This is a genomic window from Marinobacter sp., assembly GCF_014859525.1.
Taxonomy (GTDB): Bacteria; Pseudomonadota; Gammaproteobacteria; order Pseudomonadales; family Oleiphilaceae; genus Marinobacter.
The window spans coordinates 1-25,721 of sequence record NZ_JACUUB010000022.1 but is presented as its reverse complement, the minus strand read 5'-3'; the positions used below and the strand labels follow the sequence as shown (position 1 = coordinate 25,721).

Genomic DNA, 25,721 nt, shown 5'->3' with positions numbered 1-25,721 from the left:
AGACACGCTGTAATGGACCCGCAACAATAAAGGGAGAGCAACTCTGGCGCTCTCGAGGTCTGACACAGGTTAATGCTCATGACTGGAAAAACTGTCCTGATCGTCGATGACGAAGCAGCCATTCGCGAAATGATCGCGGTCGCACTCGAAATGGCGGATTACGACTATCTGGAGGCAGCGGATGCCCGCGAAGCCCATGCCCTGATTGTCGATAAACAACCGGACTTGATCCTGCTCGACTGGATGTTGCCAGGTACCAGCGGTGTCGAACTGGCCCGTCGCCTGAAGCGGGAAGAGGCCACCGCCGACATCCCGATCATCATGCTCACCGCGAAAGTGGAAGAAGACAACAAGATCCAGGGCCTGGAAGCCGGAGCGGACGATTACATCACCAAACCGTTCAGTCCCAGAGAGCTGGTCGCGCGCCTTAAGGCGGTGCTTCGAAGGGCCACGCCACCGGGTGTCGACAGCCCCATTGAGGTGAATGGCCTGACTCTGGACCCAATCGGTCATCGGGTCACCTCCGCGGAAGGCGCTCTGACCATGGGCCCCACTGAATACCGCCTGCTGCAGTTCTTCATGACGCATCAGGAACGGGTGTACACTCGTTCTCAGCTACTGGATCAGGTCTGGGGTGGCAATGTGTATGTAGAAGAACGCACGGTAGATGTGCACATCCGGCGCCTGCGCAAGGCACTGGGCGACAAGTACGACCATCTGATCCAGACGGTGCGGGGCACCGGGTACCGGTTTTCAACTCGGGCGGTCTGAGTCAACACCGGTTTCATCACATCATCGCCAGACACTCAACAAGGCACTGTTTGATGCAGTACAACTGGTCACGATATCTGCGCCTGATCTTCGCAGGCCTCGCCGCCACGACGCTGATCGGATGGATCTTCGGCCAGCCGCTTTACGGCCTGCTGGTTGGCCTGACGACCTATCTTTGGTGGACACTGGTGCAAGCACGCCGGCTTTACCAATGGCTGGCCAACCCAAGCTCCAGTGACGAGCTTCCCCAAAGCGTAGGACTTTGGGGCGATATCTTCGACCACCTGCATAAACTGCATCGAAATCACCTGTTGACCCAGGATCGGCTGCGGGCCCGGATTAACCGCGTGCAGGAGTCGACCAATGCCATGCGTGACGGCGTGGTCATGACCGACGCCCGTGGCACCATGGAGTGGTGGAACGGCTCGGCCGAGTACCTGCTGGGGTTCAAGCCCAATAAAGACCGAGGTCAGTACATCCACAACCTGATTCGAACACCCGCCTTCAAAGCCTACTTTGACGCTCGCGACTACCGGGAGCCACTGGAAATCCATTCTCCGGCCAAGCCGCACATCCACCTGCAGATACAGATCAGCCTGTTCGGAGACGATGATCGCCTGCTCGTGGCCAAGGATGTGACCCGGCTGTATCAGCTAGAGCAGATGCGCAGGGACTTCATCGGTAACGTGTCACACGAAATGCGCACACCGCTGACAGTCATCAGCGGGTACCTGGAGACGCTGGTTGACCACGGCAATGAGCTACCCCCGAAATGGCGGCGCGCCATCAACACCATGGCCGCCCAGTCATCCCGAATGGAGGCGCTGATTACCGACCTGATCCTGTTATCGAAAATCGAAACCGGCGAACACACACTGGATGACGCGCTCACCGATGTCGAAGCGCTGGTCGGTCAGATCTGCCACGACGCCCGGGCGCTCAGTGGCGACAAAAAACACCAGATCACGCTGAAGGTCACAGACCAGCGACTGCTGAAAGGAGATGAGAGCCAACTCAGAAGTGCGTTCTCTAACCTGATCTTCAACGCCGTCAAATACACACCGGCCAATGGCAGTATTGCGGTGACCTGGAGCGCCAACCGGGACGGCGCCCACCTGTCCATTGAAGATAGCGGCATAGGCATCGACCCGGTGCACATTCCGCGGCTGACCGAGCGCTTTTACCGGGCTGATCCAAGCCGCCATAAAGACACCGGTGGCACCGGCCTGGGCCTGGCCATCGTCAAGCATGTGCTGATCAATCACGACGGCAATCTTGAGATCAAAAGCAGAATGGGCGAAGGCAGCGAATTTATCTGTCACTTCCCTCGGGGGCGCCTGGTTGAGCGACTGCCCGAAACCGCCGACAATTAAACGGCGGTTAGCGCGCGCCGGCCCGGAACCTCGCCACAAAGCGCGACAGGTCTTCCATCTTTTTCGGATCTTCATCGACAAATCGAATGGTCACGCTGACAAAGTCGGTGTCCTGGCGTTTATCGACTGCCTGAAGCTGATGCACGTAACCATTCAATCGCGCCATCTGTCCGTCACCGACATCAATATCCACCACTGCCTGATCAAGAATGCCCGGAAACATCTGATCCCGCTTGGCGATCACCCGCACCTCGGTCAAGTTAATGTCTTTGACCACAGACTTGAGCGTGCTGTCGGAAAACCTGACAGATGCCAGGCTCATGGAACCGCGCGCCTCCGGCCTGGCAGCAACTGCGGCCGGACGGGCAGTTGTCAGTAACGGGTTTTCCCGATCCGGTGTTGTGGCTGCGGGCTCATTTTTGACTTCCGGCACCTCACGCTTCTGCGTCAGCAAAGTGGCGGACTCCTTGAACGCGTCCGCCGGGCCCTCCATCGACTTGCCGCCACGATCCATTGCGTCTTTCAGGCGCCGACCCATCACCTTGATGATTTTCTTGCTCAAACCCTCAGGACTAAACGGTTTGCCCAGGTACTCAGAAACGCCCTCTTTGACCGCCTCAATCACGTGATCCTTGTCGCCCCGACTGGTGATCATGATAAACGGCACTTTTTCGTACTGTGGCTGTTGGCGCATCCATTGTAACAACTCCAGCCCGGACATCTCCGGCATTTCCCAGTCGCAAAGCACCAGGTCAAAACTGGTGCGAGACATCAACGACTGCGCCCGGCGGCCATTCTGGGCATCGGTCGTTTCAATAACGGGAAACCGCTGGCGAACCGTTCGTTTTACCAGATCCCTCACAAAACTGGCGTCATCCACCACCAGCGCTTTCAGTGTTGCCATAACGTCATCCACCCCGGGCTTGCTCGCATGGGTCAACTATAGAACATCCCCGGGCCACCGTGACCCACCCACAACAAAAAGACGACAAACACGACACATGGCGCCTGGCATTAAGGAATTGTCACCCTATGGGCCGTAATGCAGTGTTTTCCAATCGTCAAAAAAGGCTACCATGACAGCAAATAATGCTCTCTAACGTCTGCGAGGTTTCCTGTGGCTCACCTGATGACACGGCCCATTATCCGGCGCACCCTGGCGGCGGTATCGCTCACCACCCTGGCTCTCAGCGTCCAGGCCCAGAGCATACCTGCCATGACCGACGCCCAGTTCCACGAGTGCAAACAAACACTTCAAAGCAAAGCCATTGACGCAGGTGTCAGTGAAAGCACTGCGCGATCAGTCATGGCCGACGTCAATTACCTGGAGCGGGTCATTGAGCTGGATCGCCGGCAACCGGAATTCACCACCACCTTTGCCGATTATTTCAATCGCCGGGTAAATGAGGCCCGCATCAACAAAGGCCGGGAAATGCTCAAAACCCATCGTGAATTGCTGGATAGGGTTACCCGTGAAACCGGCGTGCCGGCCCCGTACCTGGTGTCTTTTTGGGGCCTCGAAACCAACTACGGCAGCTACTTCGGCAAGATGCCGGTGCCCAGCTCGCTGGCCACTCTGGCTTGCGACCCCCGCCGCAGCACCTTCTTTACCGAGCAGTTTGTCGCCGCCCTGCAAATCATTGACGAGGGCGCGATACCGGCAGACCAGATGGAAGGCTCCTGGGCCGGCGCCATGGGCCACGTGCAGTTCATGCCCACCGTATTCCTCAAGCATGCGGTGGATGCCGATGGTGACGGCCGCAGGGATCTCTGGAATAGCCTGCCCGACGCCATGATGTCCGCCGGTCGCTTTCTGCAGTCCATGGGCTGGGATGGCGACTATCGTTGGGGCCGCGAAGTACTGCTGCCTGAGAATTTCGATTTCGGCATGGCCGATGGTCGCCGCCTGCCCCTCGACGAATGGCGGAGCCGGGGCATCACCGACGCCTTTGGTAATGCCCTGGCTCAGGAGCCCATCGAGGCAGCTCTGGTCGTCCCCAGCGGACACAAAGGGCCGGCCTTTCTCGTGTACAGCAACTTTCGGGTGATCATGGGCTGGAATCGCTCCGAGTTCTACGCCGTTTCCGTCGGCCACCTGGCAGACCGCATCGCTGGTGCCGGGGGCCTGCAAAACCCGCCCCCCGAAGATCAACCCACGCTGTCCCGCGATCAGGTCATCCAGTTACAGGAAACCCTCAACGAAAGAGGCTATGACAGCGGCAAACCCGATGGAATCATGGGTTCCAACACTCGCAAGGCGATTCGCGAGTTCCAGAAATCTGAAGGACTGGTTGCCGATGGCATGCCCTCGGAGCCGTTACTGCAAAAGTTGGGGGTCAGCCTCGACAGCTGACCCCCACTAACAAACAGATTACTGGCCCAACCCTGGTTTCAACCGACCTGACGGTTAACTTTGGCTTTTCCAGTTTCGGCGATGTTGGAACAATGTGCCCCGTGATCTGATCGCCAAATCCGAGCATACTATCTGACACATCACTCAGATACCGTTTCGGAGACTCATGGATTCCATCACTCAGGCTGCACTTGGCGCCTCCATTGCAGGGGCCGTCGCCGGCAAAACGCTTGGCAGATCGGCATTGCTCATCGGCGCACTGCTCGGCACCCTGCCTGATCTGGACGTCGTCATTGACTACGGCACTGCCGTGGCCAACTTTACCCAGCATCGCGGGTTCAGCCACTCCCTGTTTGTTCTGGTGCCCTTGTCGTTTGCGCTGGCGTGGGGTTTATGGCGCTGGAAACCAGCAATTTCCTATCAGCGCTGGCTGGCGCTGGTCGGGCTAATTCTGATTACCCACCCGCTGCTCGACGCCTTCACCACCTACGGTACCCAATTGTTCTGGCCGTTTGGGGGGCCGGTTGGCCTGAACAACATCTTTATCATCGACCCTCTCTACACCCTGCCGCTCCTGGCGGGATGCCTGGCACTGCTGCTTCGTCCGCCCGCGGTCAAGGCTGTGGCGGCCGGGCTGGTTGTCTCGAGTCTGTACCTGGGATGGACACTGATGGCACAACAGATCATTACTGAAAGGGTCAAGCCTGCCCTCGCTGAGGCGGGCATGGGTAAAGCCTCGGTACTGGTGCAACCAATGCCCTTCAATTCGGTATTATGGCGCGTCACTGCAATCACTGACGACGCGCGCGTAGAGATCGTCACCGGATTTCTCGACGACCGCGACCACCTCAACCTGGAACACTTCTCCCGAAATCCGGAGCTTGCCCGGTCCGTTGCCAGGTTGCCAGAAGCACAGCGCCTTGAATGGTTTACCAAGGGGTTTCTCCACTACGAGCAGGTCGGCAACCAGATCACCGCCACCGACATTCGCCTGGGCATCCCGGGCATGCACCCGTTCACCTTTGTGCTGGCCGAGATGTCCGACGCAGGCATCACCCCGATACCGAGCAGCCAGATGCCAAGACCCTCGATCAGTGGCGATGCCCTGCCCCTGCTCTGGTCACGACTTACCGGTGAAAGTCCGGTGTTATGTCTGGCCACCCTGTCGGTTCCGAAACAGGGGGCCAGCTGCTGATGCGACTGGATCAACACATTGCCAGCAGCTCAGAGCTATCCCGCAAGGATGCCCGGCGAGTGGTGATCAGTGGGCGGGTGTCGGTTAATGGCACGCGCTGCAAAAGCGCCAGCACCCACGTCACCGAGCACGATCAGATCATGCTGGATGACCGGTTTCTGACCCTGCCCGGCGCCTTGTACCTGATGATGAACAAACCGGCCGGAGTGATCAGCGCCACCCGCGACAGCAACCAGCCCACCGCGCTGGATCTGCTACCAGCAGACATGGCCAGGCACGTCCATATCGCGGGGCGGCTCGATAAAGACACCACGGGCCTGCTGTTGCTGACCAGCGATGGTAAGTGGTCGCATCAGGTGACGTCGCCCCGCAGAGACTGTGCCAAAACCTATCAAATCCTGTTAGCTGAATCCTTGTCGGAGGATGCTCGGCTCAGTCTGGAGCAGGGCGTGCTGCTGAACGGCGAAGACAAGCCGACCCAGCCCGCCCGGGTGGTGGTCCGAGCACCGACCACGATTGAACTGACCATCCGGGAAGGCCGCTACCATCAAGTCAAACGAATGCTGGCGGCGGTGGGCAATCATGTTGCGGCGCTGCATCGGCTGAGCATTGGCAGCATCGTGCTGGACGACGCTCTGGCGCCCGGCCAGCACCGTACCTTGACGGCGGCCGAGATCGCCGCCATCACCGAGCCGGATTAATCCGGCTCGGGCATTCGTTCAAATTTCTGCGCCTCCAGATTTTTACGCACGGCGCCGGCCTCGAACACCTCGCCGTTCATCGCGATATAGACGCCCGGCGGTAACAGCTGTGCCGCTGCCCAGGCAAAACCGATGTTGAAGACCGCATCAGTGCGCCGCATTCGTGCGGGCTGCATGGCACCCGTCAGAACAATGGTCCGGTCGGTCAGCACTTTCAAGACCTGTGCCGTCTGGGCCATGGTATCCGTGCCATGGGTAATCACGATGCGCTCAGACTCTGATGCCCGGACCGCTGCAAGAATGGTTGCGCGGTCATCGTCGGTCAGCTCCAGACTGTCTTTACGCATCAACTCCCGGATCTTATAACCGTCCCGGATATTGGCATCACGGAGCAACTCCGGCAGCAGGCTGTCGCCGGTCTCAAAGGCGCTGTTGGCATCAAAATACACCTTGTCGATGGTGCCACCGGTGGTCAGTATCTGAATCATCGTCGCCAACACCCTCTCTATTGGCTGGCACGGGCCGTCTGGCCCTGCTCTGCTGCCACCCAGGCGGCGTTTTTTTCTTGCTCGTAGCGTTTCGCAGCAGCGGCCACCGAGCCCGGCTGACCGGTTGTCAGCCAGCGCTTGATGCGACCGGCATCGCCCATAGGGGAACGGGTGCCCAACGAATCCAGCAGAACCGTAATCACGGGCTCTTCATCCATGTCTGACACCATGATCAAACAACGTCCGGCATCCGTCAGATAGCCGGTTTTGCTCAAGCCAACACCCCAGCTTTGGCGATGCACCAGCGCATTGGTGTTGCCAAAAGACAAGCTGTACCTGGGGCTTCTGAACTGCGCCCGGTAATAACCGGTCGTGGAGAGTTCACCAATCATCGGATGGGCCATGGCGGCATTGGCCAGACGAATCAAATCGGCAGCACTGGATACGTTTTCAATGGAAAGCCCGGTTGGGTCAACAAACCGGGTATTGTTCATACCAAGCGACCGCGCCTTGGCGTTCATAGCGGCAACAAACCCGTCGAAGCCCCCGGGGAAACTTCTCGCGAGCGTATAAGCCGCAAAGTTCTCGGAAGACATCAGGGCAATACGCAGCACGTCACCACGTTGCAACTGGGAGCCCACCCGGATTCGGGTCCAGGCATTGGCGGCAGCGGGCACATGGCGCTCTTCAAAGGTCAACCATTCAGCCATATCCAAACCGGATTCAACCACCACCAGCGCGGTCATCAGCTTGGTGATTGACGCTATCGGCACTGGCCGCTCAGCGTTCTTTCCGAACAGCAGCTCATCGCTGCCAGCGATAGCCGCCGCGGCGTTAACAGACGCAAGCGCCGGCCTCTCAGCGGATGCGCCATGACTAACGGTCGTCATCAGGGACAACACGACGGCCACCATGATGAGTGGTGAAATAAACAATCGCTTGATCAACAACATACCGCGTTAAAACTCCCCAGATAAATACAGAAACACCGCTTGCGACCCTTACTATACCAGTGCTCATCAACCAGTGCGCAGGTCTCATTTTAATCAACCGTTTTAAACATGAAATGCAAAACACTTAAAAATAGATTAAAATCCTTTGAAATTCATAATGTTACAAACAGTTAACAGATGTAATTTTTCGTAAGTTTCGCCGCAACGATCGCCAGGATATTCAACGAATGGATTCTGAGCCAGCCAGCCTCACCGGCACAGCCTCGCTGACAAAATCACCTTCCATTCGCTGGCTGAATCACTGGGTTCCATTTCTGGTTCTATTTGTCGCTGCCGGCTATGGCCTGTTGACAGCTCTGTTGACGCCATCACCAATGGATCCAGGCTTCGCCCAGAGAGACAACGTTAACGCAGAGACTGAGATCAAACTGAATCCCGAGATCGACTATCGATTGTCATCGCTTGCCACCGTTGTTACCCAAACCGGTGAGCACTCCGAGGCCTGGCGGCCCCTGTCGAACGAACGCACCGGTATCGGGTATCCCAAACAGCCGGCCACCTTTCGTTTTCAGTTAACAAATCCGGGCGACAGCCCGGTCGCCAGCCAGATTGTTGTAACTGCGCCCTATCTGGACCACTTGGCACCGGCTCTTATCCACCCGGACGGCAGCGTTGAGCGATTGCCGATCATGGGTGACCTTTACCCATTCAATCATCGGCTGGTCGCTCTGCCTCAATGGATCTGGCCGGTCATCCTGCAACCGGGGCAAACCACCTTACTTGTCGAAGTGCAAAATAACGGACCAGTGATGCTGCCACTGTCGGTGGCAGGCGGTCACGAAGTGCTGAGCGAAGGCACCTTCACCATTGCCTGGAAGTCCTTCGTAACCGGCCTGCTGGTCTTTGCGTTGCTGCTCAACCTGAGCATTGTCGCAAAGCTGAAGCGCCCCGGGCTGGGCTGGCTCAGCGTCTTGATGATTAGCGTGATCTATAGCCAGCTGGTGATGGACGGTCTTGGCCCCTGGCTACTTTGGCCGAACCTTCCGGAACTGAACGCGCTGCTTTCGGTAAGCCTGCCCTTATGCCTGATTGCCTTATGCGAGTTCACTCCGCATTTCATCACTGTCAGCAAACCTGCGGCCAGAGCACTGAGAGTCTTCAGCCTGGCAGCGAGCCTGCATCTGCTGGCAGCGCCGTTTTCAATGGCCGTATTTGGCCAGAATGTTTTTCTGGTGATCGGTGCGATGGGCGGCGCGTTCATCTTCGCGCTGCTGCTATGCCAGTTCCGACGCCAGCCCTATGCGCGATATTTTGCGTTGTCGGTGCTCACCATTCTGCTTGGCGCAATGATCACTTCTCTCAGAACCGTTGGTTGGCTACCAGTCACACCACTGACCGATTCAGCATTCTTTCTAGGCGCGGCCGCCGGTTCGCTGATCCTCACCAGTGGTGTAGGCCGCCTGCTACTGGAGGAGCGTAAACGGCGCCTGAGCTCCGACATTCTGGTACAAGAAGAACAAAAGCTCCGGGCTCGTATTGAGCAGGACTACGATCGGGTGATGAAAACCCATCGAGTAACCGGTAAGCCCAACCGCCCCATGCTTGAAGACACCCTGGCGGGTATTAACAGTCAGGAAACACCCTATATCCTGTGTGTTATCCGGCTTGCACGGTTCAATGAACTGGAACAGGCCCTTGGCTATCGAGCAGCAGAAGACCTCCTGAAGCAGTACCTCAGGCAATTGAATCGTCACCTGAAACGCAGCCTCGGCGGCCGATTGATCATGATCAATGGCTATGGCGTAGCCACTCTCGACACGGTCAATCATGCGTTCGCCATGGTACGCGGCGACCAGGATCAGGATCGCCAACTGATTGAAAGCGTCAGCCACTGGCTATCGGAGAGTTTTCGCGAAGGGCGGTTCTCGTTCTCATGGGCCGCGTCCCTGGGCCTGGCCTACGCCCCGGAACATGGCGCAGATGCAGCCACTGTTCTGTCTGCCGCAGGATTTGCCTCACTGGATGAAGCAAGCACTCTGACCATCTACGATCCGGCAATCGCAGATTGGCAGTACCAGCAACAAATTCTCATGCTAGACGTTGAAGACGCCTTACGCTCCGGGGATATGTGGCTGGAGTACCAGCCCAAGGTAAACATCCGGGACGGCAAGGTCCGCTCCCTCGAAGCCCTGATTCGCTGGCAGCACCCCCAGTTTGGCCGAATTCCGCCCGACCGGTGGATTCCTCTGGCGGAGCAGGTCGGCATCGTTCACTCCGTCACCCTCTGGGTGTTGAATCAGGCCTGTCAGGATTTCCATTCACTCCAAGCCCGCCATGGCGTCGGCATTGGCGTTGCGGTCAACATCTCTGCTAAAGACATTGCCCACCCCTTGTTCCACGAAGAAGCCGGCGCCATCACCCGGCGGCATGGAATCAGCCCGGCCAACGTCATTCTCGAGATCACAGAAACCGCCGCCATGGCAGATCCAGACGTTGCCAGGAACGCCATACAGGCTCTGAGCCAGATGGGCTTCAGAATTGCCCTGGACGACTTTGGCTCTGGCCACTCCTCGCTCGGAAATCTGGCCAGCTTTCCATTGGATGAGCTTAAGATTGACCGTAGCTTTCTAACCGACATCTTGCGTTATCCGATCCGCCAGAAAATTCTGAGAGCGGCGCTGGAGCTTGGCGAAGCACTGGACCTTGATGTGGTCGTTGAAGGGGTTGAGGACGAGGCCATCGCGCTGTGGCTACAGCAGTTCCCTGGCCTGCATGGCCAGGGCTACTATTGGGGGCGACCAGAAAGGGCTACCGCTGATCTTGTCAGCTACCAATAATTACCGATCCGGTGCCAAGGGTGACGCCACCACAAGAAACCGCACTGCCGGTCACTGCTGCGGGCTTGCCATTAATCATTACCGTCGCTGATCCCGCAGCAATAACCCGGGGGTGATTCGAGTGTTTGGGCTTTGAGTGCTGCAGGAGCGGATCACCAAGACGTGCAACCGGCTTACCATCAACCAGCACATCCGGCGAACCTGCAATCACAGGGGTAGGCGGGAACCCTTGGTGGTCAGAACCGAGATCTCCCAACAAAACAATGGCTTTACTCATGGTTTGATTCCTTTCAAAACGCGTTAAGTCGCTATCGTATACCGAATGACCTGCCAACCCAAGCTCCGCAACACATCCGGTTTATCCATGACAACGGCAAACAGATGCAGATACGACTGATCTGCATCAAGGGCCTCTTTTGTTCGGCGTTTTACACTTATTTCACACTTGCACAAGCCACGGAGTCCCGTATGCCATCGCCCACACCACAAGGTTTATCGCCGGCCTGCTTCACAGGCAGTGCTGCCTGGCAGCGCTGGCAAAAGGGCTATGGCGTTATCAAACACTCAACAGAGACCGAAATCAAAGTTCGGGCGCTGGCCGACAAACTGGTGTCTGCGGGCCATCAACCAGATGCCGACACCGTTTACCAAAAACTGGCGTATCTTGACCGCCTGACCAGCGCCGGGTTGTGGCTGGTTGTCCACATGACGTACTCCAATCGCGTCGACATTTCCGGCGCTGCACTGTCAGCGCAGGATTTCAAAGCCTCACCGGAAGGTCACACCGGTGGCACGTTAAACATGGTGCCAGCGTACGCCGCTTATTTGGCCCTGAACAATCTCACTGGCCAAACCCGAAGCTGGCTGATGGGCCAGGGGCACTGCGCAGCCGCCATCGATGCCCTCAATGTTCTGACCGGCAACCTGCATCCCGAACAGCGAAGCCGGTATCTGGCCGCAGAAGGTTTGTCCCGATTAGCCTCAGATTTCTACAGCTATCGACAAAAGCCGGACGGCTCCATGGCGGCTCCTCTGGGCAGCCACGTCAACCCTTACACCGCCGGCGGTATCATGGAGGGCGGCTACCTGGGCTTTGCCGAGCTGCAATACGCTCACATGCCCTTGCCCGGCGAGTCACTGGTAGCGTTTCTGTCTGACGGCGCCGCTGAAGAGCAGCGCGGCAGTGATTGGGTTCCGCGCTGGTGGCGCGCAGAGGATTGCGGCCTGGTATTACCGATCATGATAGCTAATGGCCGCCGGATTGAGCAGCGCACCGAACTAGGCACCCGAGAGGGACTGGAGCGTTTTGAAGAACATTTACAGATTCATGGTTTCGAGCCTATGCGGTTTGATGGTCGTGACCCCGCCGCCTTTGTTTGCGCTTTATTTGACATGGAGCAGGCCCTGAGTGCGAAAGGTGACGCCGCCAGGAGAGGCGATACAGGCTACCCGGTCAGGGTTCCCTTTGGCATAGCAGAAACCGTCAAGGGTTACGGGTTTTACGGTGCCGGGCAGAACGCCGCCCACAACCTGCCCCTGCCCGGCAACCCTCGTCTGGACACCCGGGCCCGTGAACTGTTCAATCAATACATCCAACCCCTGTGGGTAAGCCCTGAAGAACTGGAATGGGCCGTGGCCGCGCTCAATGAGCACCAGCAACAGAAGCGCCCCACCGAGCGGGAACATCCATTGGCGATGAGGAATCCGCAGGATCTGAACATACCAACCCTGCCGTGGAGCCAGCATAAAGTGTCGCCGATGGCTGCGGTCGATGATTTCTTTCGCGCTTTGGTCACCGCAAATCCGGAACTTCGCCCCCGGGTAGGCAACCCGGACGAACTGGCCAGCAACCGACTGACCGGAGTTCTGAAAGATCTCAAGCACCGGGTAAACGACCCCGAAGGTGATGATGAATCCATTCACGGTCACATTATCACTGCGCTGAACGAAGAGGCGGTCGTGTCTGCCTGCCTGGCCAACAAGGCCGGATTGAACCTGGTCGCCAGCTACGAGGCGTTCTGCGTAAAGATGTTGGGCGCGGTCCGCCAGGAGTTGATCTTCGCAAGACACCAAAAAGAAGTGGGTCGGCCGGCGCGATGGCTCGGCCTTCCCATCATCGCCACTTCCCATACCTGGGAGAACGGCAAAAATGAGCAGTCCCATCAGGACACCACGTTCTGCGAAGCCATGCTGGGCGAAATGAGTGACGTTTCGAGGGTCATATTTCCCGCCGATTACAACAGCACACTGGCGGTTCTACCCTCGGTCTTTCAGGAGCGCGGTCGGATCAGCTGTATGGTGATCCCGAAACGGGACCGGCCGTGTGTTTTCAATTCCGGTGAAGCCGAAACCCTGTCAAAACACGGGGCCCTGGTGGTAGACGAAGATACTTCTGCCGGCGAGGAACCTCTGCTGCTGATCGCCAATGGTGCCTATCAATTATCAGAAGCCATTCGCGCCTGCGAGCGCCTACGAGAAACCGGCACCCCATTCCGGCTGGTCTACGTGCAGGAGCCCGGCCGCTTCCGCCAGCCACGGGATCCACTTGAAGCCGCAGCCAGCCTGACCGAATTCGAGCGTGAACGCCTTTTTCCCCATCGCATGCACCGCCGAGTTGCGCTCACTCACATGCGCCCGGAGGTGTTTCGTGGCCACCTGCATACTTTGTTTCCGCAACCAGGTCATTCCCGGGTACTCGGCTACATCAATCGCGGCGGCACATTGAATGAAGCGGGCATGCTATTCGCCAATCACTGTTCTTGGGCGCATACTTTGGCAGCTTGCGCCAATGTTATGGACAAGCCGCCTGGCGAATGGCTGTCGAGTCCAGAACTGGCAGCGGTTGAGGGTCGTGGCGACGCAGCGCTCATTACCCGAAGTCAGGCCTGAGGGCGCCCATATAATCCGGCGCAGAGTTTGGCATAATCAAGGACACTTTCCTGGAGGGAACCCATGAGCAAGTCCCCGGCTCAGCCGCCAACGGAATCAGCTTCAAACACCCATACCGACCTGGACCGTCCTTGGCACGGCATGTCATCCGGCGAGACCCTAAACGCTTTAGGCTCTAGCGATCACGGCCTGACCGAGCCCGAGGTCGTCCGGCGTCTGGAATCTTATGGCCACAATCGATTGCCTCAGGTTGATGGGCCGGGCCCGCTAATCCGTTTTTTGCGTCAGTTCCACAATGTCCTGATCTACATTCTGATGCTTGCGGCCGTCGGGACGGCGCTGCTCGGCCATTGGGTGGATACCGGCGTCATTGTCGGCGTTGTCGTGATCAATGCTCTGGTCGGCTTTATTCAGGAGGGTAAAGCGGAACGGGCGCTCGGCGCGATCCGCAACATGCTGTCACCCACGGCTCAGGTTATTCGCGATGGCAAACGCCATGAAGTGGATGCAGAAAACCTTGTCCCCGGCGACATTATCCGCCTTAAAGCCGGCAACCGCGTACCCGCCGATATCCGACTTGTTGAATGCGCTGACCTGAAAATTGAAGAAGCTTCCCTGACCGGTGAATCTGAGGCGGTTGAAAAAGACGAAGCGCCCGTGGATGAAAACCTCCCGCTCGGCGATCGCATCAGCATGGCCTATTCCAGCACGTTGGTGACCTTCGGTAACGGCTATGGGGTGGTGGTCGGCACCGGCCAACAAACAGAAATTGGCCGCATCAGTCAGTTGATGGAGTCCGTAGAAGCCGTCACCACGCCTTTGTTGCGCCAGGTCGCTGTCTTTGGTCGTTGGCTGAGTGCCGTCATTGTGATGGTCTCAGCCGTCACCTTCGCGATTGGCTACTGGGCTCGCCAAACCGAACTGGCGGAAATGTTCCTGGCCGCCGTCAGTCTGGCGGTTGCCGCCATTCCTGAAGGCATGCCGGCTATCCTGACCATCACGCTTGCCATCGGTGTTCAGGAAATGGCCCGCCGTAAAGCCATCATCCGCCGCTTGCCAGCGGTTGAGACTCTGGGTGCCGTTACTAATATCTGTTCTGACAAGACCGGCACCCTGACCCGCAACGAAATGAAGGTCCAGACGGTAGAAATGGCACATCGCAGCCTGACGGTCAGCGGTGCCGGGTATGAACCCGTTGGAGAATTTGAGGAATCCGGCAAGCCGTTCGACCCCAGCGAAGACCCGTCTCTGATTCAGATGTTGCGGGCTGGCCTGCTCTGTAACGATGCCGAGATTTCCGAAAAGTCCGGTGACTGGGTGCTCAACGGAGAGCCAACCGAAGGGGCCTTGGTAGCGGTGGCTCGAAAGGCCGGCCTGGACCCCGATGACCTGTCTCATCCCTGGCGGCGGCTGGACCTGATACCGTTCGCCTCAGAACATAAATTCATGGCGACCCTGAACCGGGACGGTGATCAGGAGTCGGGCGCCTGGATTTTTCTTAAAGGCGCGCCCGAGCGTGTACTGGAGCGATGCTCCTCACAACTGGGAGCAAAGGAACCCGAGCCACTGGATGCCGATTACTGGCACGAACGCATGCACGCTATCGCCGATGAGGGCCAGCGGGTACTTGCGGTTGCCTGTCGCCAGGTGCCAGAGGACCAGGCACACCTGGAGTGGCACGACATAGAATCGGATTTGGTGCTGCTGGGCTTGTACGGCATCATGGATCCTCCCCGGCAAGAGGCCATCGAGGCTGTCGCGCAATGCCAGGCGGCCGGTATCCGTGTCGTCATGATTACCGGCGATCACGGCGGCACGGCCCAGGCGATTGGCCGTCAGCTCGGAATCGCAGGGGATGAGCCGGCCATGACCGGTCAGGAACTGGAGTCTTTGTCGGACGAGGAGCTGATTGAAGCGGTATCCCGGGTAACGATCTTTGCCCGAACCAGCCCCGAGCATAAACTCCGGCTGGTGCGAGCACTCCAGGCCTGCGGAGAAGTCGTTGCCATGACCGGTGACGGCGTTAACGATGCGCCAGCACTGAAACAGGCTGATGTCGGTATCGCCATGGGCAAGAAAGGCACCGAGGCAGCCAAGGAAGCCTCTGAGATGGTTCTGGCTGATGACAACTTTGCCACCATTGCACGAGCGGTAGAGCAAGGCCGGACGGTCTACGACAACATTCGCAAAGCCATTCTCTATCTGTTGCCGACCAATGCAGGCCAGGCCCTGACCATTTTCATGGCCGTACTGATGGCCATGCCCTTACCACTGACGCCGGTTCAGGTGCTCTGGGTTAATATGGTGACCGCAGTAACACTGGCCATGGCGCTTGCCTTTGAGCCCACAGAACCAGGCACCATGGTGCGCCCTCCCCGCAGTAACAGGCAGCGGTTGTTGTCAGGAGGGTTTCTCTGGCGAATTCCCTTTGTCGGATTATTGCTGTGGGCGGGTACCTTTGGACATTTCTACTGGCTGACCAGTCAGGGCGCCGACCTCGATGTTGCGCGAACCGCGGCCATCATGACGCTCGTGGCGGGGCAGATTTTCTATCTGTTCAACGTACGCCACCTGTATTCATCGGTCCTTAACTGGCAGGGGCTGTTTGGCAGTCGCCCAATCTGGGTAGCGGTGGGAACGCTGGTTGCGCTGCAAGCTGCGTTTGCTTACGCGCCGCCGTTACAGACTTTGTTCGGCACCACAGGGCCAGGCACATTGAACTTGCTGTTGAGTCTGGCGTTCGGTGCTTTTCTGCTTCTGGTTGTTGAGCTGGAAAAATGGATTAACGGTCGGTTTTTCAACATCGCGGGCACAACAAAAATGGCCAAACCTTCAGCTGAATAACAAGCCCGGCACAGTCACTCTAAAAACACAGCAGCCTGACTCTGCATCGCTCTAGTCGCTATAGAAAAAAACGGGAGCCTTGGCTCCCGTTTTTTACCACTTCAGATGTTACGTATCGTCATCCACTGATGAACACCGGGCCCACCCCCAGATTCCAGAGGATTACGGAACCAACGCGAGTCGAGACCAGGATCACCAGTGCCACCGTGAGCAAGGCCCCTGCGTACATCACCGCACGATCCTTCTCAATACCCATGACAATCGGCAAGCCATCAAACATCAACCAGGCGCCGTAGCAGGCCGCCACAAGAAACACGATGGCGTTGAACCATGGCACAGGGTAGAGCAACGCAAAGCCAGCCAGAAACAGCGGTGTGCAGGAGTACGCAGCCAACGCTATACCATTGGCGGGCACATGCTCTTCTTTCGCACCATAGGTCTTTGCCATCCAGTTAATGGCATAACCCAGTGCAAAGACACCGACAAGCATGGCGATGTACGTCAGCACACTCAGCTGCAGTGCGCTGATTTCAGTCAGCTTGATCAGCCGCTCATTACCAGCGGACCAGCCGAAATGCGCGGTTGAAATATAGGCACAGATCGGAGCGATCGCTGCCAGAATCACTACATAGGTTACGTACAACCGGGTTGGGTGTTCGTGTTCTTTCTTTATGGATTCCCACTCTTGGTCCGGGTGGGTAAACAGACCAAACGCATGTGACAGGAGCATAGACCCCCCCTCATTATTGGTGTTATTGGTATAGGGGAATACGGCGTCTGATCGAATTCAGACTGTTAACCGTTCCTGCTCTTAACTATAGTCAAGATTTTGCCGTTGAACAGAACAGACTGATGCTAATTTCTTCAATAGCGCGGTGTGATCAGATCATTTGGTTCTTTAAGGTGTATTCATCGGACCTGTTTGATCCGCCGAAGTAGATGGCTAGTCGTTCAGTGGCTACCTTGCCTGGGACGGCACTCTGCGCTTTCACGAGCAGATCTTTACAGACTGAGGAGTTCCTCCAGACACGAAAAAAGGCAGCCGTAGCTGCCTTTTTTGATGTTCCTGAGCCGTTTGGGCTTACAGAGGAACAACGTTCTCCGCCTGAGGACCTTTCTGGCCCTGAGTTACGGTGAACTCAACCTGCTGGCCTTCGGCCAAGGTCTTGAAACCAGAACCCTGGATGGCGCTGTAGTGAACGAATACGTCCGGGCCGCCTTCACGAGTGATAAAGCCAAAGCCTTTGGCTTCGTTGAAGAACTTAACAGTACCGGTAGTAGTAGACATACTTAAACTTCCTGAAATCAATCATATTATCTGCTGCCAGAAACCTGCATGGCGCTGGTCAGCGTTTAGCGGAAAAACTGAACTCGCGGAATCAAAAACAGGACGGTCACTACTAACTGCGGAGGTACGTCTTATTCATGAACTGCTGTGCTAATCTTTCCTACGAACCCAACTCTACTCTGGAATTCCCGGCTTGCCAAGGGCAATTTAGAGAATTTGTGTAGGTAGTGATACACAGTATGGCCGGGCTTTCCAGAGACGGCTCAGCCCCTGATCAGGGTAAACGTATAAAACCCCAAAGCAGTCATCAGTAACGATCCGAGCACATGGGCCAGAATCCCGGTCATCGCCATTGCCCACTTGCCTTCCTGCAAAGCCGCAAACATTTCCAGCGAAAACGTTGAAAAGGTGGTCAAGCCGCCGCACAAACCAGTGATAGCGAACAGCCGCCACTCAGGCGCCAGCGCGCTGCTCTGGGTAAAATAGCCGATCAGGAGGCCCACCATCCAGCCACCACTGAGGTTAGCCACGAGGGTACCCCAGGGGATGGCGTGATAACTGGCGTTAAGCCAGAGCCCGAGGGCCCAACGCAGGTTGGCGCCGATCACGGCGCCAACACTGACAGCCAGGAATGATAACCACATAGTGACCGGCCTCGTCAGGCCGGATTGTGGTCTATCAACGTGCCTTTATCGCGGGCAAATTCATCAAACGGGAAGTCGTCCACCGTCAGCATGTCCAGCACCACCGCCTCATACTGGCGCATGAAGTCGGCTTCTTCCTTGCTGTAGATACCTGCAGACAATGCGGCCTCAAAACGCTCTTCGGGATGCAACGCAGTCATCGGCAGCTCACCCTTGGCGTAGGCCTTGTTTACCTTACGGTACAGCTGTTCGGCTTTGTCATAGTCCTTGAGCAATCCGTTGTAGCGAGCCACTGGGTTTTCAACCGCGCCCTCACCATCGGTGGTCCAGACGCCCGCCATCAGTTTGTGACGAATGGGCGTATCGGTCGAAATCGACCGGGCCAGCTTCCGCGCCAGGTCGTCATGGGGCGCATCCCAACGACAACCAAGCGGCAACGTAATAAGCCGGAGTGCCATCGCAACAGGACGATTGGGCAGGTTCTGCAGGAACTCGTCCAGTGCCTGCTCGGTACGATGCAGCAAAAACGTCAGGCTGTATTGCATCAGCTCTTTTTCACCCTCGACCGGCTGGGTCTCATGCCAGTTCTTGAGCACCATAGAGGCCAGGTACAGGTTAGACAGCATGTCGCCCAGGCGAGCAGAAATCAGCTCGCGCATTTTCAGTTCGCCACCCAGGGTAGTCATCGCCGCATCAGCACATAAACCAAAGGCGGAGCTGAACCGGGCGAGAGCCTGAGCGTACTTGCGAGAGGCGCTGTCGAACGGTACGTCGGCTTTTCCGATGCTCAGTGCCTGAGTAAACGCGCGTGCCGCATTGCCGAAGATTAAACCTGCGTGGCCAAAGAAAGCCTCATCAAAGGCTTTGAGATCGTCATTATCCTTGGCTGCCAGTTCTTTAAGCACATAGGGATGACAGCGAATGGCGCCCTGGCCGAAGATCATAAGGCTTCGGGTCATGATGTTGGCACCCTCAACAGTGATCGACACCGCCGAGCCACTGTAACCAATACCCAAATAATTACGAGGCCCCAGGGTAACGGCCTTGCCACCGTGAACGTCCATGGCATCGGTGAGAACGTCGCGGGAGAATTCGGTCAAATGGTACTTCAGAATGGCCGACGGCACGGCTGGCTTTTCACCCTTGTCAATCATGTTGGCAGTGTGGTTAACCGCGGCCAACGTAATGTAGGTCTTGGCAGCAATTCGAGCCAGTGGTGCCTGTACACCTTCCATGTCGGCCACCGGCGTATTGAACTGGCGACGCACTCGGGTAAAGCCTCCGGCAGTACCGACCGCATACGCTGCTCCGCCAGCTGCGCCAGAGGGCAAGGTAATGCAACGGCCTACCGACAAACACTCAACCAGCATACGCCAGCCTTGCCCGGCCATTTCCTGCCCACCGATGATGTAATCCAGCGGAATGAACACATCCTTGCCTTTGATCGGACCATTCATGAAAGGCGTGCCAATCGGGCAGTGCCGGCGGCCGATTTCCATGCCGTCGGTGTCCCGCGGAATCAGCGCGCAGGTAATGCCATAGTCTTCGGTATCACCAAGCAGCCCGTCCGGATCGAACATTCTGAATGCCAAACCAACCACCGTGGCCACCGGCGCCAGAGTGATCCAGCGCTTTTCGAAATTGAGCCGAATACCCAACACTTCTTTGCCGTCGACCTCCTGCTTGCACACAATACCGGTGTCTGGCAGTGAGGTAGCATCCGAACCGGCTCGGGGACCCGTCAGGCCAAAGCAGGGAATCTCGCGACCATCGGCCAGTCTCGGCAGATAGTGCTTCTTCTGTTCTTCAGTGCCATATTTAACCAGCAGCTCACCGGGCCCGAGAGAGTTGGGTACCCCGACGGTGACCATCAGCATTTCATTGCCCGCCAGTTTTTGCAGCACTGCGGTCTGAGCTTTGGCTGAGAAACCCAGGCCGCCATACTCTTCAGGAATGATCATCCCGAAAAATTTCTCTTTCTTGAGCAAATCCCAAAGGTCTTTCGGCAGGTCTGCACGCTCGACCGCCACATCCCAGGCGTTGCACATGGAAATCGCCTGGGTGCATTGGTTATCGACAAACGACTGCTCGGCTTCACTCAATCCAGTGTGGCGATTGATCAGCAGGTTGTGCCAGTCCGGGCGCCCGGTAAAGAGCTCACCGTCCCAACCCACGGTGCCCGCCTCCAGAGCAACTTTTTCTGTTTCAGACACCTTGGGTGCGACTTTCTTGAACATGGCAAAAACACGAGGTGTCAGCCAGTTAATCCGGAACTGCGGCAATCCGGCAGCCGCTGTGATGCCGGCACCGACAAACAGCAACAACGCAAGCCAGCCGGAGGCCATGAACAGCGATACCACACCAACCACAACCATCACACCGATGGCAGGCTTGGCACCCGATTCGCGGCGCAGCACAAACAACAGGCCGGCCAGTGCTACCAGAAACAGAATCAACGTCATCTCAGGATCTCTCTGTCTTCCATGGATTTGAGGCTTTGGTTAACAACCAAAGTCTTATAACACGTCGTTACGTTCAACTTACTCTATCAGATGCCATCTTGCCAGATCGCCGCTTGTTCGCAGCCGTTGGTCACCCACCACTCAGGAGGTAATGATCACCCGAATACCTTCAAGCGCCAGACTGGCATGGCCCACCGCCTCTCTTGCGGCGTCCAGTTGTCCGCGTAAATACGCTATCTCTTCGTCACGGATGGCGGGATTCACGCGCTGCAGCGCCTCCAACCGACGAACCTCGGGCACAAAACCCGCCTCAACCTGCGCCAGGGCCTTGTCTTGCAACGACGACAGGTGCGGTGCCGCCAGCTGTTCAACATGGTCGACCATGGTTTCTACCTCAGCCCGGATGCGCGGCACGATGGCCTGAGCCGTGCGTCGGCGAATATTGGAACAGAGCTCGTTCAGACGATCGTGAGGCAAGGCGTTGGACAGATCCCGGCCATTAATATCCACCACCAGGCGCAGTGGCGACACCGGCAGATAGCGGGTCAACTGCAAGCTCTCTGGTGCCGGGCAATGCACCGCAAACAACGCTTCGAGCAGCAAGGTGCCTGCCGGCAGGGCTTTCACCGACAGGTTGGCCAGGGCTGCTTTGCCCAATCCGGAGCTGGTAACAGAATCCATCACTCCGGTGACCATCGGGTGTTCCCAGCTCATAAAAGCCATGTCCTCCCGTTGCAGCGCCTGCTCCCGCTCCCAGGTCACCGTCAGGCCGTCTTCCGGCAACTCCGCTACATGGCCGGCCTGACACTGCTCTCCGGGCTTGAGCACGTCGGCGTGCTCGCTGTGATCCTCAAGCTCCACGCCCAGAATATCGAACGCCTGCACCATGTAATCCCGAACCTGCACCGAGCCTTCTTCTTGCTCAATACTTGAAATCAGCGCGTCGGCGTCGTCACGACGGCAGGAATTAAGCTCAATCAGCGCATCCCGACCATTGTGCAGCAGGGTTTTCAAACGCTGGGCTTCTGCCGAGCTGGCCGCGAGCAAAGGCTCTAACACCGTTTCGTCACCGTCCAGCGCCTTCTGCCAGTAGTCACTCACCTGCTCATGCACTGCCACGCCCACCGCGCAACTCTCGGCAAAGGCGTTCAGCCCGTCCTGGAACCAGCGGTACTGGATTTCCTGACTGGTGCCTTGCAGGTAAGGAATGTGAATGCGGATAGCTTCGGTCTGACCGATACGATCCAGCCGACCGATGCGCTGCTCCAGCAAATCCGGGTTGGCGGGTAAATCAAACAACACCAGATGGTGGGCAAACTGGAAATTACGACCTTCGCTGCCGATTTCGGAACAGATTAACGCCTGGGCACCCTGCTCGCTGTCTGCGAAATAGGCCGCCGCCCGATCCCGCTCCAGCAGGCTCAGGTGTTCATGAAAGGCAGCGCTGCGGATACCGGCACGCAGTTGAAGATAATGTTCCAGGGCCATCGCCGTATCGGCACGGGCACAAATCACCACCACCTTGGCAGGGCGCAGGCCGGCCAGCCTCTTCTCCAGCCAGGCCACACGGGGATCGTCTGCCAGCCACTGTTCTTCATCCACCGATTGCTCAGGCGACAGGCCGGTTTTTCCGTAGCGTGTGTCGTTGTACAGTGGCGGGCACGGCAGTGGCTCCGGTATCGGTTGCCGGGCCGGGAACCCCTGAATCGCAGCCCGGGTGTTACGGAACAACACCCGGCCGGTGCCATGGCGATCGAGCAAGGCATCAATGACCGCCTGATGTGCGTTGTCTCGGGCCAGCAGCTCGTCCAGTTCGTCGCCCAGCCAGTTGGCCAGCGCGGCCTTGTCGTCCGGGCTGATGTTATCCGGCGTTTCGAGCAACCGCCGCACCACAATATTAATGGCCTCGTACTGTTGTTCTTCCTGCCGGAAAGCCTCCAGATTGTGAAAACGGGCCGGGTCCAGCAGGCGCAAACGGGCAAAGTGGCTTGCCAGGCCCACCTGTTCGGGTGTAGCAGTCAGCAGCAGCAGGCCTTTGCTGGCGGCGGACAGGCTTTCCACCACATTATATTCCGGACTGGCCTGTTCCTCGGACCAGGCCAGATGGTGCGCCTCATCCACCACCATCAAGTCCCAACCGGCGGCCTGAGCATCGTTACGCGCCTGTTCGCTTTGCACCAGAAAATCCAGGCTGCACAACACCAGCTGATCGGCTTCAAACGGATTCACCCGGCCATCGTCGCCGAAGATGTGAGTCATCAGGGCGTCAACATCGTTTTCCTGAGCCTTGATGTCGTCGTAACGGCCTTGATCCACGATTGAAAAACGCAAATTGAAACGGCGCAGCATCTCCACCAGCCACTGATGAATCAGCGAATCCGGCACCACAATCAGCGCTCGGCGGGCACGGCCGGTATGGAGCTGGTAATGCAGGATCAAACCGGCTTCGATGGTTTTACCCAGGCCCACTTCGTCTGCCAGCAACACCCGGGGCGCATGGCGACGGGCCACTTCGTGCGCAATGTAAAGCTGATGAGGCAAGTGCTGGGTACGAGCACCGATCAGACCCTGGGCAGGCGATGCCCGCAGTCTGTCCATGTGCTGCAGGGTGGAAACCCGAAGACGAAAAGCCCCGTTGCGATCAAACTGACCGGCAAACAAACGCTGGTGAGGCGCTGAAAAGTTCACTGAACCCGCCAGCTTGACCTCGGAAATCTGATGGACGTTGTCGCCATCATCGGCGTGGTAGACCAAAACACCGTTGAGCTCTTCCACGGCGCGCACCACGTACTGTTCGCCATCGAAGGTCTCAATGTCTTCACCTTCCTGATAGATGATACGAGACAAAGGCGCATTATCGATGGCGTAGGTGCGCTCTTCATCGGCTGCGGGAAAGCCCAGCGTCACCCTGCGCCCTGAAACGTCGGTAACAATACCCAGGCCCAGCGCCGTATCACTGTGACTGACCCAACGCTGACCGATAACAAATTCCGATGTTTCCAAGAAACCTCCGCTAGCACATTACTGTTGATTTGAATCGTTTTCCCGAACCCAATAGGCTGCGGCGCCGCACACCGCCGCAGGCACCACAATCAGGTTCAATAAAGGCACCATCGCCGCCAGCGCCACCGGCAAACCGAAGCCCAGAGCCGACAGGCGACTGGCCGCCAGGTCTTTGCGCAACCGGCCAAAACTGACTTTGTGATTGTCGGCAGGATAATCCACGTACTGCAACGCCATCATCCAGCTGTTAAACAGAATCCACAGCACCGCAGCCACCAGGTTGACCACGGGAATAATACCAACGATAAGCAGCACGAGTGCCCGGGGCAGGTAATAAGCAATTTTCTGGACTTCGCGCCAGAGCATTCGAGGAGTATCTTTAACCAACCCGAGCCAGCCCTCGTCGGAGCCAACCTCTTGGCCGGTCAGGTGTTTTTCCGTTAACTCCGCCAGGTAACCGTAAAACGGCGACCCGATGAGGTTGGCGAGCATGACAAACCCATAGGCCAGGATCAGCAGGATCACCACGCCGTAGAGCATCCAGAACAGCCATTCCAGCGCCTGCAACCAGGCCCAGTCCGGCAGCCAGCCCATGGCAGTGGCAATCATGGCAGAGAACAATCCAGCGAGATAATAGAACATCAGCCCGAACAGGATGACGTTCAACACCACGGGAATGATCACAAACAGCCGCAGGCCAGGCTGCCGAATCAGCTGGAAGCCTTCACCAAGATAGCCCAGGCCGCGAAGAAAATTTCCCTTGAGCATTGCTGGTGATCCTCCGCTGCCATGACAATAACGGGGCGCAAAGCATATCATGTCGGGATCGTTCCCACAGCCTGCATCAACGCCCGGATAACTTCATGCCCCAGTTCTGGCACATCATCGAAACCATTCTGCGCATGCGCCTGCTCTGGCGGGCAGTCCTGGTCGCGTCTATTGCCGCCATTCTTTACCTCGCGACAACCAGTTCGAGCTATCCAATCCCTTCGGCCGCCAACGACAAGGTCAACCACATCATTGCTTTTATCGAACTGACCATCGTTACCCGCCTGGCCTGGCCGCGCCTGAGCGCCTATTGGTATGTACCCGCCTTGCTCAGTTTCGGCTTTGCCCTGGAGGTCGTTCAGGCCCAACTCCCCTATCGGAACTTTTCAATGGCCGATGTCCTGGCAGATGCCTTTGGTATCGCTATTGGCATGTTGCCCTGGCCTGGAATTCGAAGTGCGCGCCAACCAGACTTGCGAGATTCGCCCGACTCTTTGTGAGACATATCCTACATAACTGTAAGCACTTGCAGCTGTGTAACGTACGCAGGCGCAGGCATTCATCCTTTAATGGCAACCAAGTTAATGTTTTTTAAACAAAAGCTATCAAGCCAATAGCTGTATGCTCAAATTGGCGTGCACAGTTCACACGTTTGCAACGATGGGTTCGGTATAGTGATCAACGTCAGGGATGACAAGGAAGTGGACGACGCAGTGGAAGCACCCCCGCAAGGATTGTGGGGAGAGGCAAGGATACAGGGACGCCTCGCTTAAGGGATGCTAATTGGATTGCTGGCTCGGACGCTGGCACCACGGAGTGGAGAAAAGGACCGGCAACAAGGCAGTTGCCCCAAGCGCACGGAGGCGCCATCTGTTCCGACTCTGAACCGCTCAGGATGAGCAGTTCAGCACCTGTAAAGGGCGGCCCTGTGGCTGCCCTTTATTTTTTCAGTTACACATCCCCAGATCCCCCCGCCAGGTAAATGCGCACCTGATTGAACTCCTCGAATTCGTTCAGATCCGGCCAGGTTCTGGCTTCAATGATCGCCTGGCGCACGTACGCCGGGTTACCCAGATGTTTTACCCGAGAATCCGCCAACAATACCTGTTCAGCCGCTGCCCGGAACGCCTCCAGTAACGGCCGGTTGTCAGG

At 57.3% G+C, this 25,721-nt stretch carries 19 protein-coding genes and 1 pseudogene; 9 read left to right on the top strand and 11 right to left on the bottom strand.

The genetic code is table 11. The features are described from left to right. Nucleotides 1-78: 78 nt before the first annotated feature. Both phoB and phoR read left to right on the top strand, forming a co-directional pair. Nucleotides 79-771 carry a phosphate regulon transcriptional regulator PhoB gene (phoB, locus tag IBX51_RS06985; protein ID WP_291830128.1) on the top strand — a complete coding sequence of 231 codons (693 nt, stop codon included), beginning with the start codon at nt 79-81 and terminating at the stop codon, nt 769-771. Nucleotides 772-824: 53 nt separating this feature from the next. Continuing rightward, nucleotides 825-2,144 carry a phosphate regulon sensor histidine kinase PhoR gene (gene phoR, locus IBX51_RS06980; RefSeq protein WP_291830126.1) on the top strand — a complete coding sequence of 440 codons (1,320 nt, stop codon included), beginning with the start codon at nt 825-827 and terminating at the stop codon, nt 2,142-2,144. A 7-nt stretch (nt 2,145-2,151) separates the two neighbouring features. On the opposite strand, the gene IBX51_RS06975 is transcribed toward phoR, so the two are convergent. Then, nucleotides 2,152-3,048: a response regulator gene (locus IBX51_RS06975; protein ID WP_291830123.1), complete on the bottom strand. Its 897-nt coding sequence runs from the start codon at nt 3,046-3,048 to the stop codon at nt 2,152-2,154. Nucleotides 3,049-3,360: 312 nt separating this feature from the next. Here IBX51_RS06975 and IBX51_RS06970 point away from each other — a divergent pair, with 312 nt between their 5' ends. The 3 genes from IBX51_RS06970 (at nt 3,361) to IBX51_RS06960 (ending at nt 6,393) form a co-directional block, all read left to right on the top strand. Further along, nucleotides 3,361-4,497, top strand: coding sequence for a lytic murein transglycosylase (locus tag IBX51_RS06970; RefSeq protein ID WP_291830151.1), 1,137 nt, complete (start codon nt 3,361-3,363; stop codon nt 4,495-4,497). A 166-nt stretch (nt 4,498-4,663) separates the two neighbouring features. Beyond that, a complete protein-coding gene (locus IBX51_RS06965; protein WP_291830121.1) occupies nt 4,664-5,692 on the top strand; it encodes a metal-dependent hydrolase in 1,029 nt (342 codons plus the stop codon). Then, nucleotides 5,692-6,393: a 16S rRNA pseudouridine(516) synthase gene (locus IBX51_RS06960; protein ID WP_291830119.1), complete on the top strand. Its 702-nt coding sequence runs from the start codon at nt 5,692-5,694 to the stop codon at nt 6,391-6,393. Before IBX51_RS06965 ends, IBX51_RS06960 begins: the two co-directional genes overlap by 1 nt. Here the strand turns inward: IBX51_RS06960 and IBX51_RS06955 are convergent. Together IBX51_RS06955 and pbpG are read right to left on the bottom strand one after the other, a co-directional pair. After that, complete coding sequence (locus IBX51_RS06955) at nt 6,390-6,881, bottom strand: asparaginase domain-containing protein (protein WP_291830117.1); 492 nt, start codon at nt 6,879-6,881, stop codon at nt 6,390-6,392. The genes IBX51_RS06960 and IBX51_RS06955 overlap by 4 nt on opposite strands. Nucleotides 6,882-6,898: 17 nt before the next feature. Next, nucleotides 6,899-7,834, bottom strand: coding sequence for a D-alanyl-D-alanine endopeptidase (gene pbpG / locus IBX51_RS06950; RefSeq protein WP_291830114.1), 936 nt, complete (start codon nt 7,832-7,834; stop codon nt 6,899-6,901). A gap of 227 nt (nt 7,835-8,061) precedes the next feature. Here pbpG and IBX51_RS06945 point away from each other — a divergent pair, with 227 nt between their 5' ends. Further along, complete coding sequence (locus IBX51_RS06945; protein ID WP_291830112.1) at nt 8,062-10,671, top strand: EAL domain-containing protein; 2,610 nt, start codon at nt 8,062-8,064, stop codon at nt 10,669-10,671. On the opposite strand, the gene IBX51_RS06940 is transcribed toward IBX51_RS06945, so the two are convergent. Next, nucleotides 10,658-10,948, bottom strand: coding sequence for a type VI secretion system PAAR protein (locus tag IBX51_RS06940; RefSeq protein WP_291830111.1), 291 nt, complete (start codon nt 10,946-10,948; stop codon nt 10,658-10,660). The genes IBX51_RS06945 and IBX51_RS06940 overlap by 14 nt on opposite strands. 191 nt (nt 10,949-11,139) lie before the next feature. On the opposite strand from IBX51_RS06940, the gene IBX51_RS06935 reads away from it, so the two are divergent. Next, nucleotides 11,140-13,560 carry a xylulose 5-phosphate 3-epimerase gene (locus IBX51_RS06935; RefSeq protein WP_291830109.1) on the top strand — a complete coding sequence of 807 codons (2,421 nt, stop codon included), beginning with the start codon at nt 11,140-11,142 and terminating at the stop codon, nt 13,558-13,560. Nucleotides 13,561-13,623: 63 nt separating this feature from the next. Continuing rightward, nucleotides 13,624-16,404, top strand: coding sequence for a cation-transporting P-type ATPase (locus IBX51_RS06930; protein ID WP_291830108.1), 2,781 nt, complete (start codon nt 13,624-13,626; stop codon nt 16,402-16,404). 118 nt (nt 16,405-16,522) lie between these two features. Here the strand turns inward: IBX51_RS06930 and IBX51_RS06925 are convergent, their stop codons facing one another. From IBX51_RS06925 to cysZ, 6 genes are all read right to left on the bottom strand, one after another. After that, the gene (locus IBX51_RS06925) at nt 16,523-17,134 is read right to left on the bottom strand and encodes a Yip1 family protein (protein WP_291830106.1); all 612 of its coding nucleotides are present in this window, start codon (nt 17,132-17,134) and stop codon (nt 16,523-16,525) included. 351 nt (nt 17,135-17,485) lie between these two features. Then, nucleotides 17,486-17,692, bottom strand: a complete 207-nt coding sequence (locus IBX51_RS06920; RefSeq protein ID WP_044389091.1) for a cold-shock protein — start codon at nt 17,690-17,692, stop codon at nt 17,486-17,488. A gap of 263 nt (nt 17,693-17,955) precedes the next feature. After that, complete coding sequence (gene crcB, locus IBX51_RS06915; RefSeq protein WP_291830099.1) at nt 17,956-18,336, bottom strand: fluoride efflux transporter CrcB; 381 nt, start codon at nt 18,334-18,336, stop codon at nt 17,956-17,958. A gap of 14 nt (nt 18,337-18,350) precedes the next feature. Further along, nucleotides 18,351-20,798 carry an acyl-CoA dehydrogenase gene (locus IBX51_RS06910; protein ID WP_291830098.1) on the bottom strand — a complete coding sequence of 816 codons (2,448 nt, stop codon included), beginning with the start codon at nt 20,796-20,798 and terminating at the stop codon, nt 18,351-18,353. A 141-nt stretch (nt 20,799-20,939) separates the two neighbouring features. Then, a complete protein-coding gene (gene rapA, locus IBX51_RS06905) occupies nt 20,940-23,801 on the bottom strand; it encodes an RNA polymerase-associated protein RapA (protein ID WP_291830096.1) in 2,862 nt (953 codons plus the stop codon). A gap of 18 nt (nt 23,802-23,819) precedes the next feature. Continuing rightward, on the bottom strand, nt 23,820-24,569 hold the full coding sequence (gene cysZ / locus IBX51_RS06900) for a sulfate transporter CysZ (RefSeq protein ID WP_291830094.1): 750 nt from the start codon (nt 24,567-24,569) through the stop codon (nt 23,820-23,822). A gap of 95 nt (nt 24,570-24,664) precedes the next feature. Here cysZ and IBX51_RS06895 point away from each other — a divergent pair, with 95 nt between their 5' ends. Next, a complete protein-coding gene (locus IBX51_RS06895) occupies nt 24,665-25,069 on the top strand; it encodes a VanZ family protein (RefSeq protein ID WP_291830093.1) in 405 nt (134 codons plus the stop codon). Nucleotides 25,070-25,520: 451 nt separating this feature from the next. Here the strand turns inward: IBX51_RS06895 and IBX51_RS06890 are convergent. Then, nucleotides 25,521-25,721, bottom strand: a pseudogene (locus tag IBX51_RS06890) (methyltransferase type 12); the annotation flags it as partial.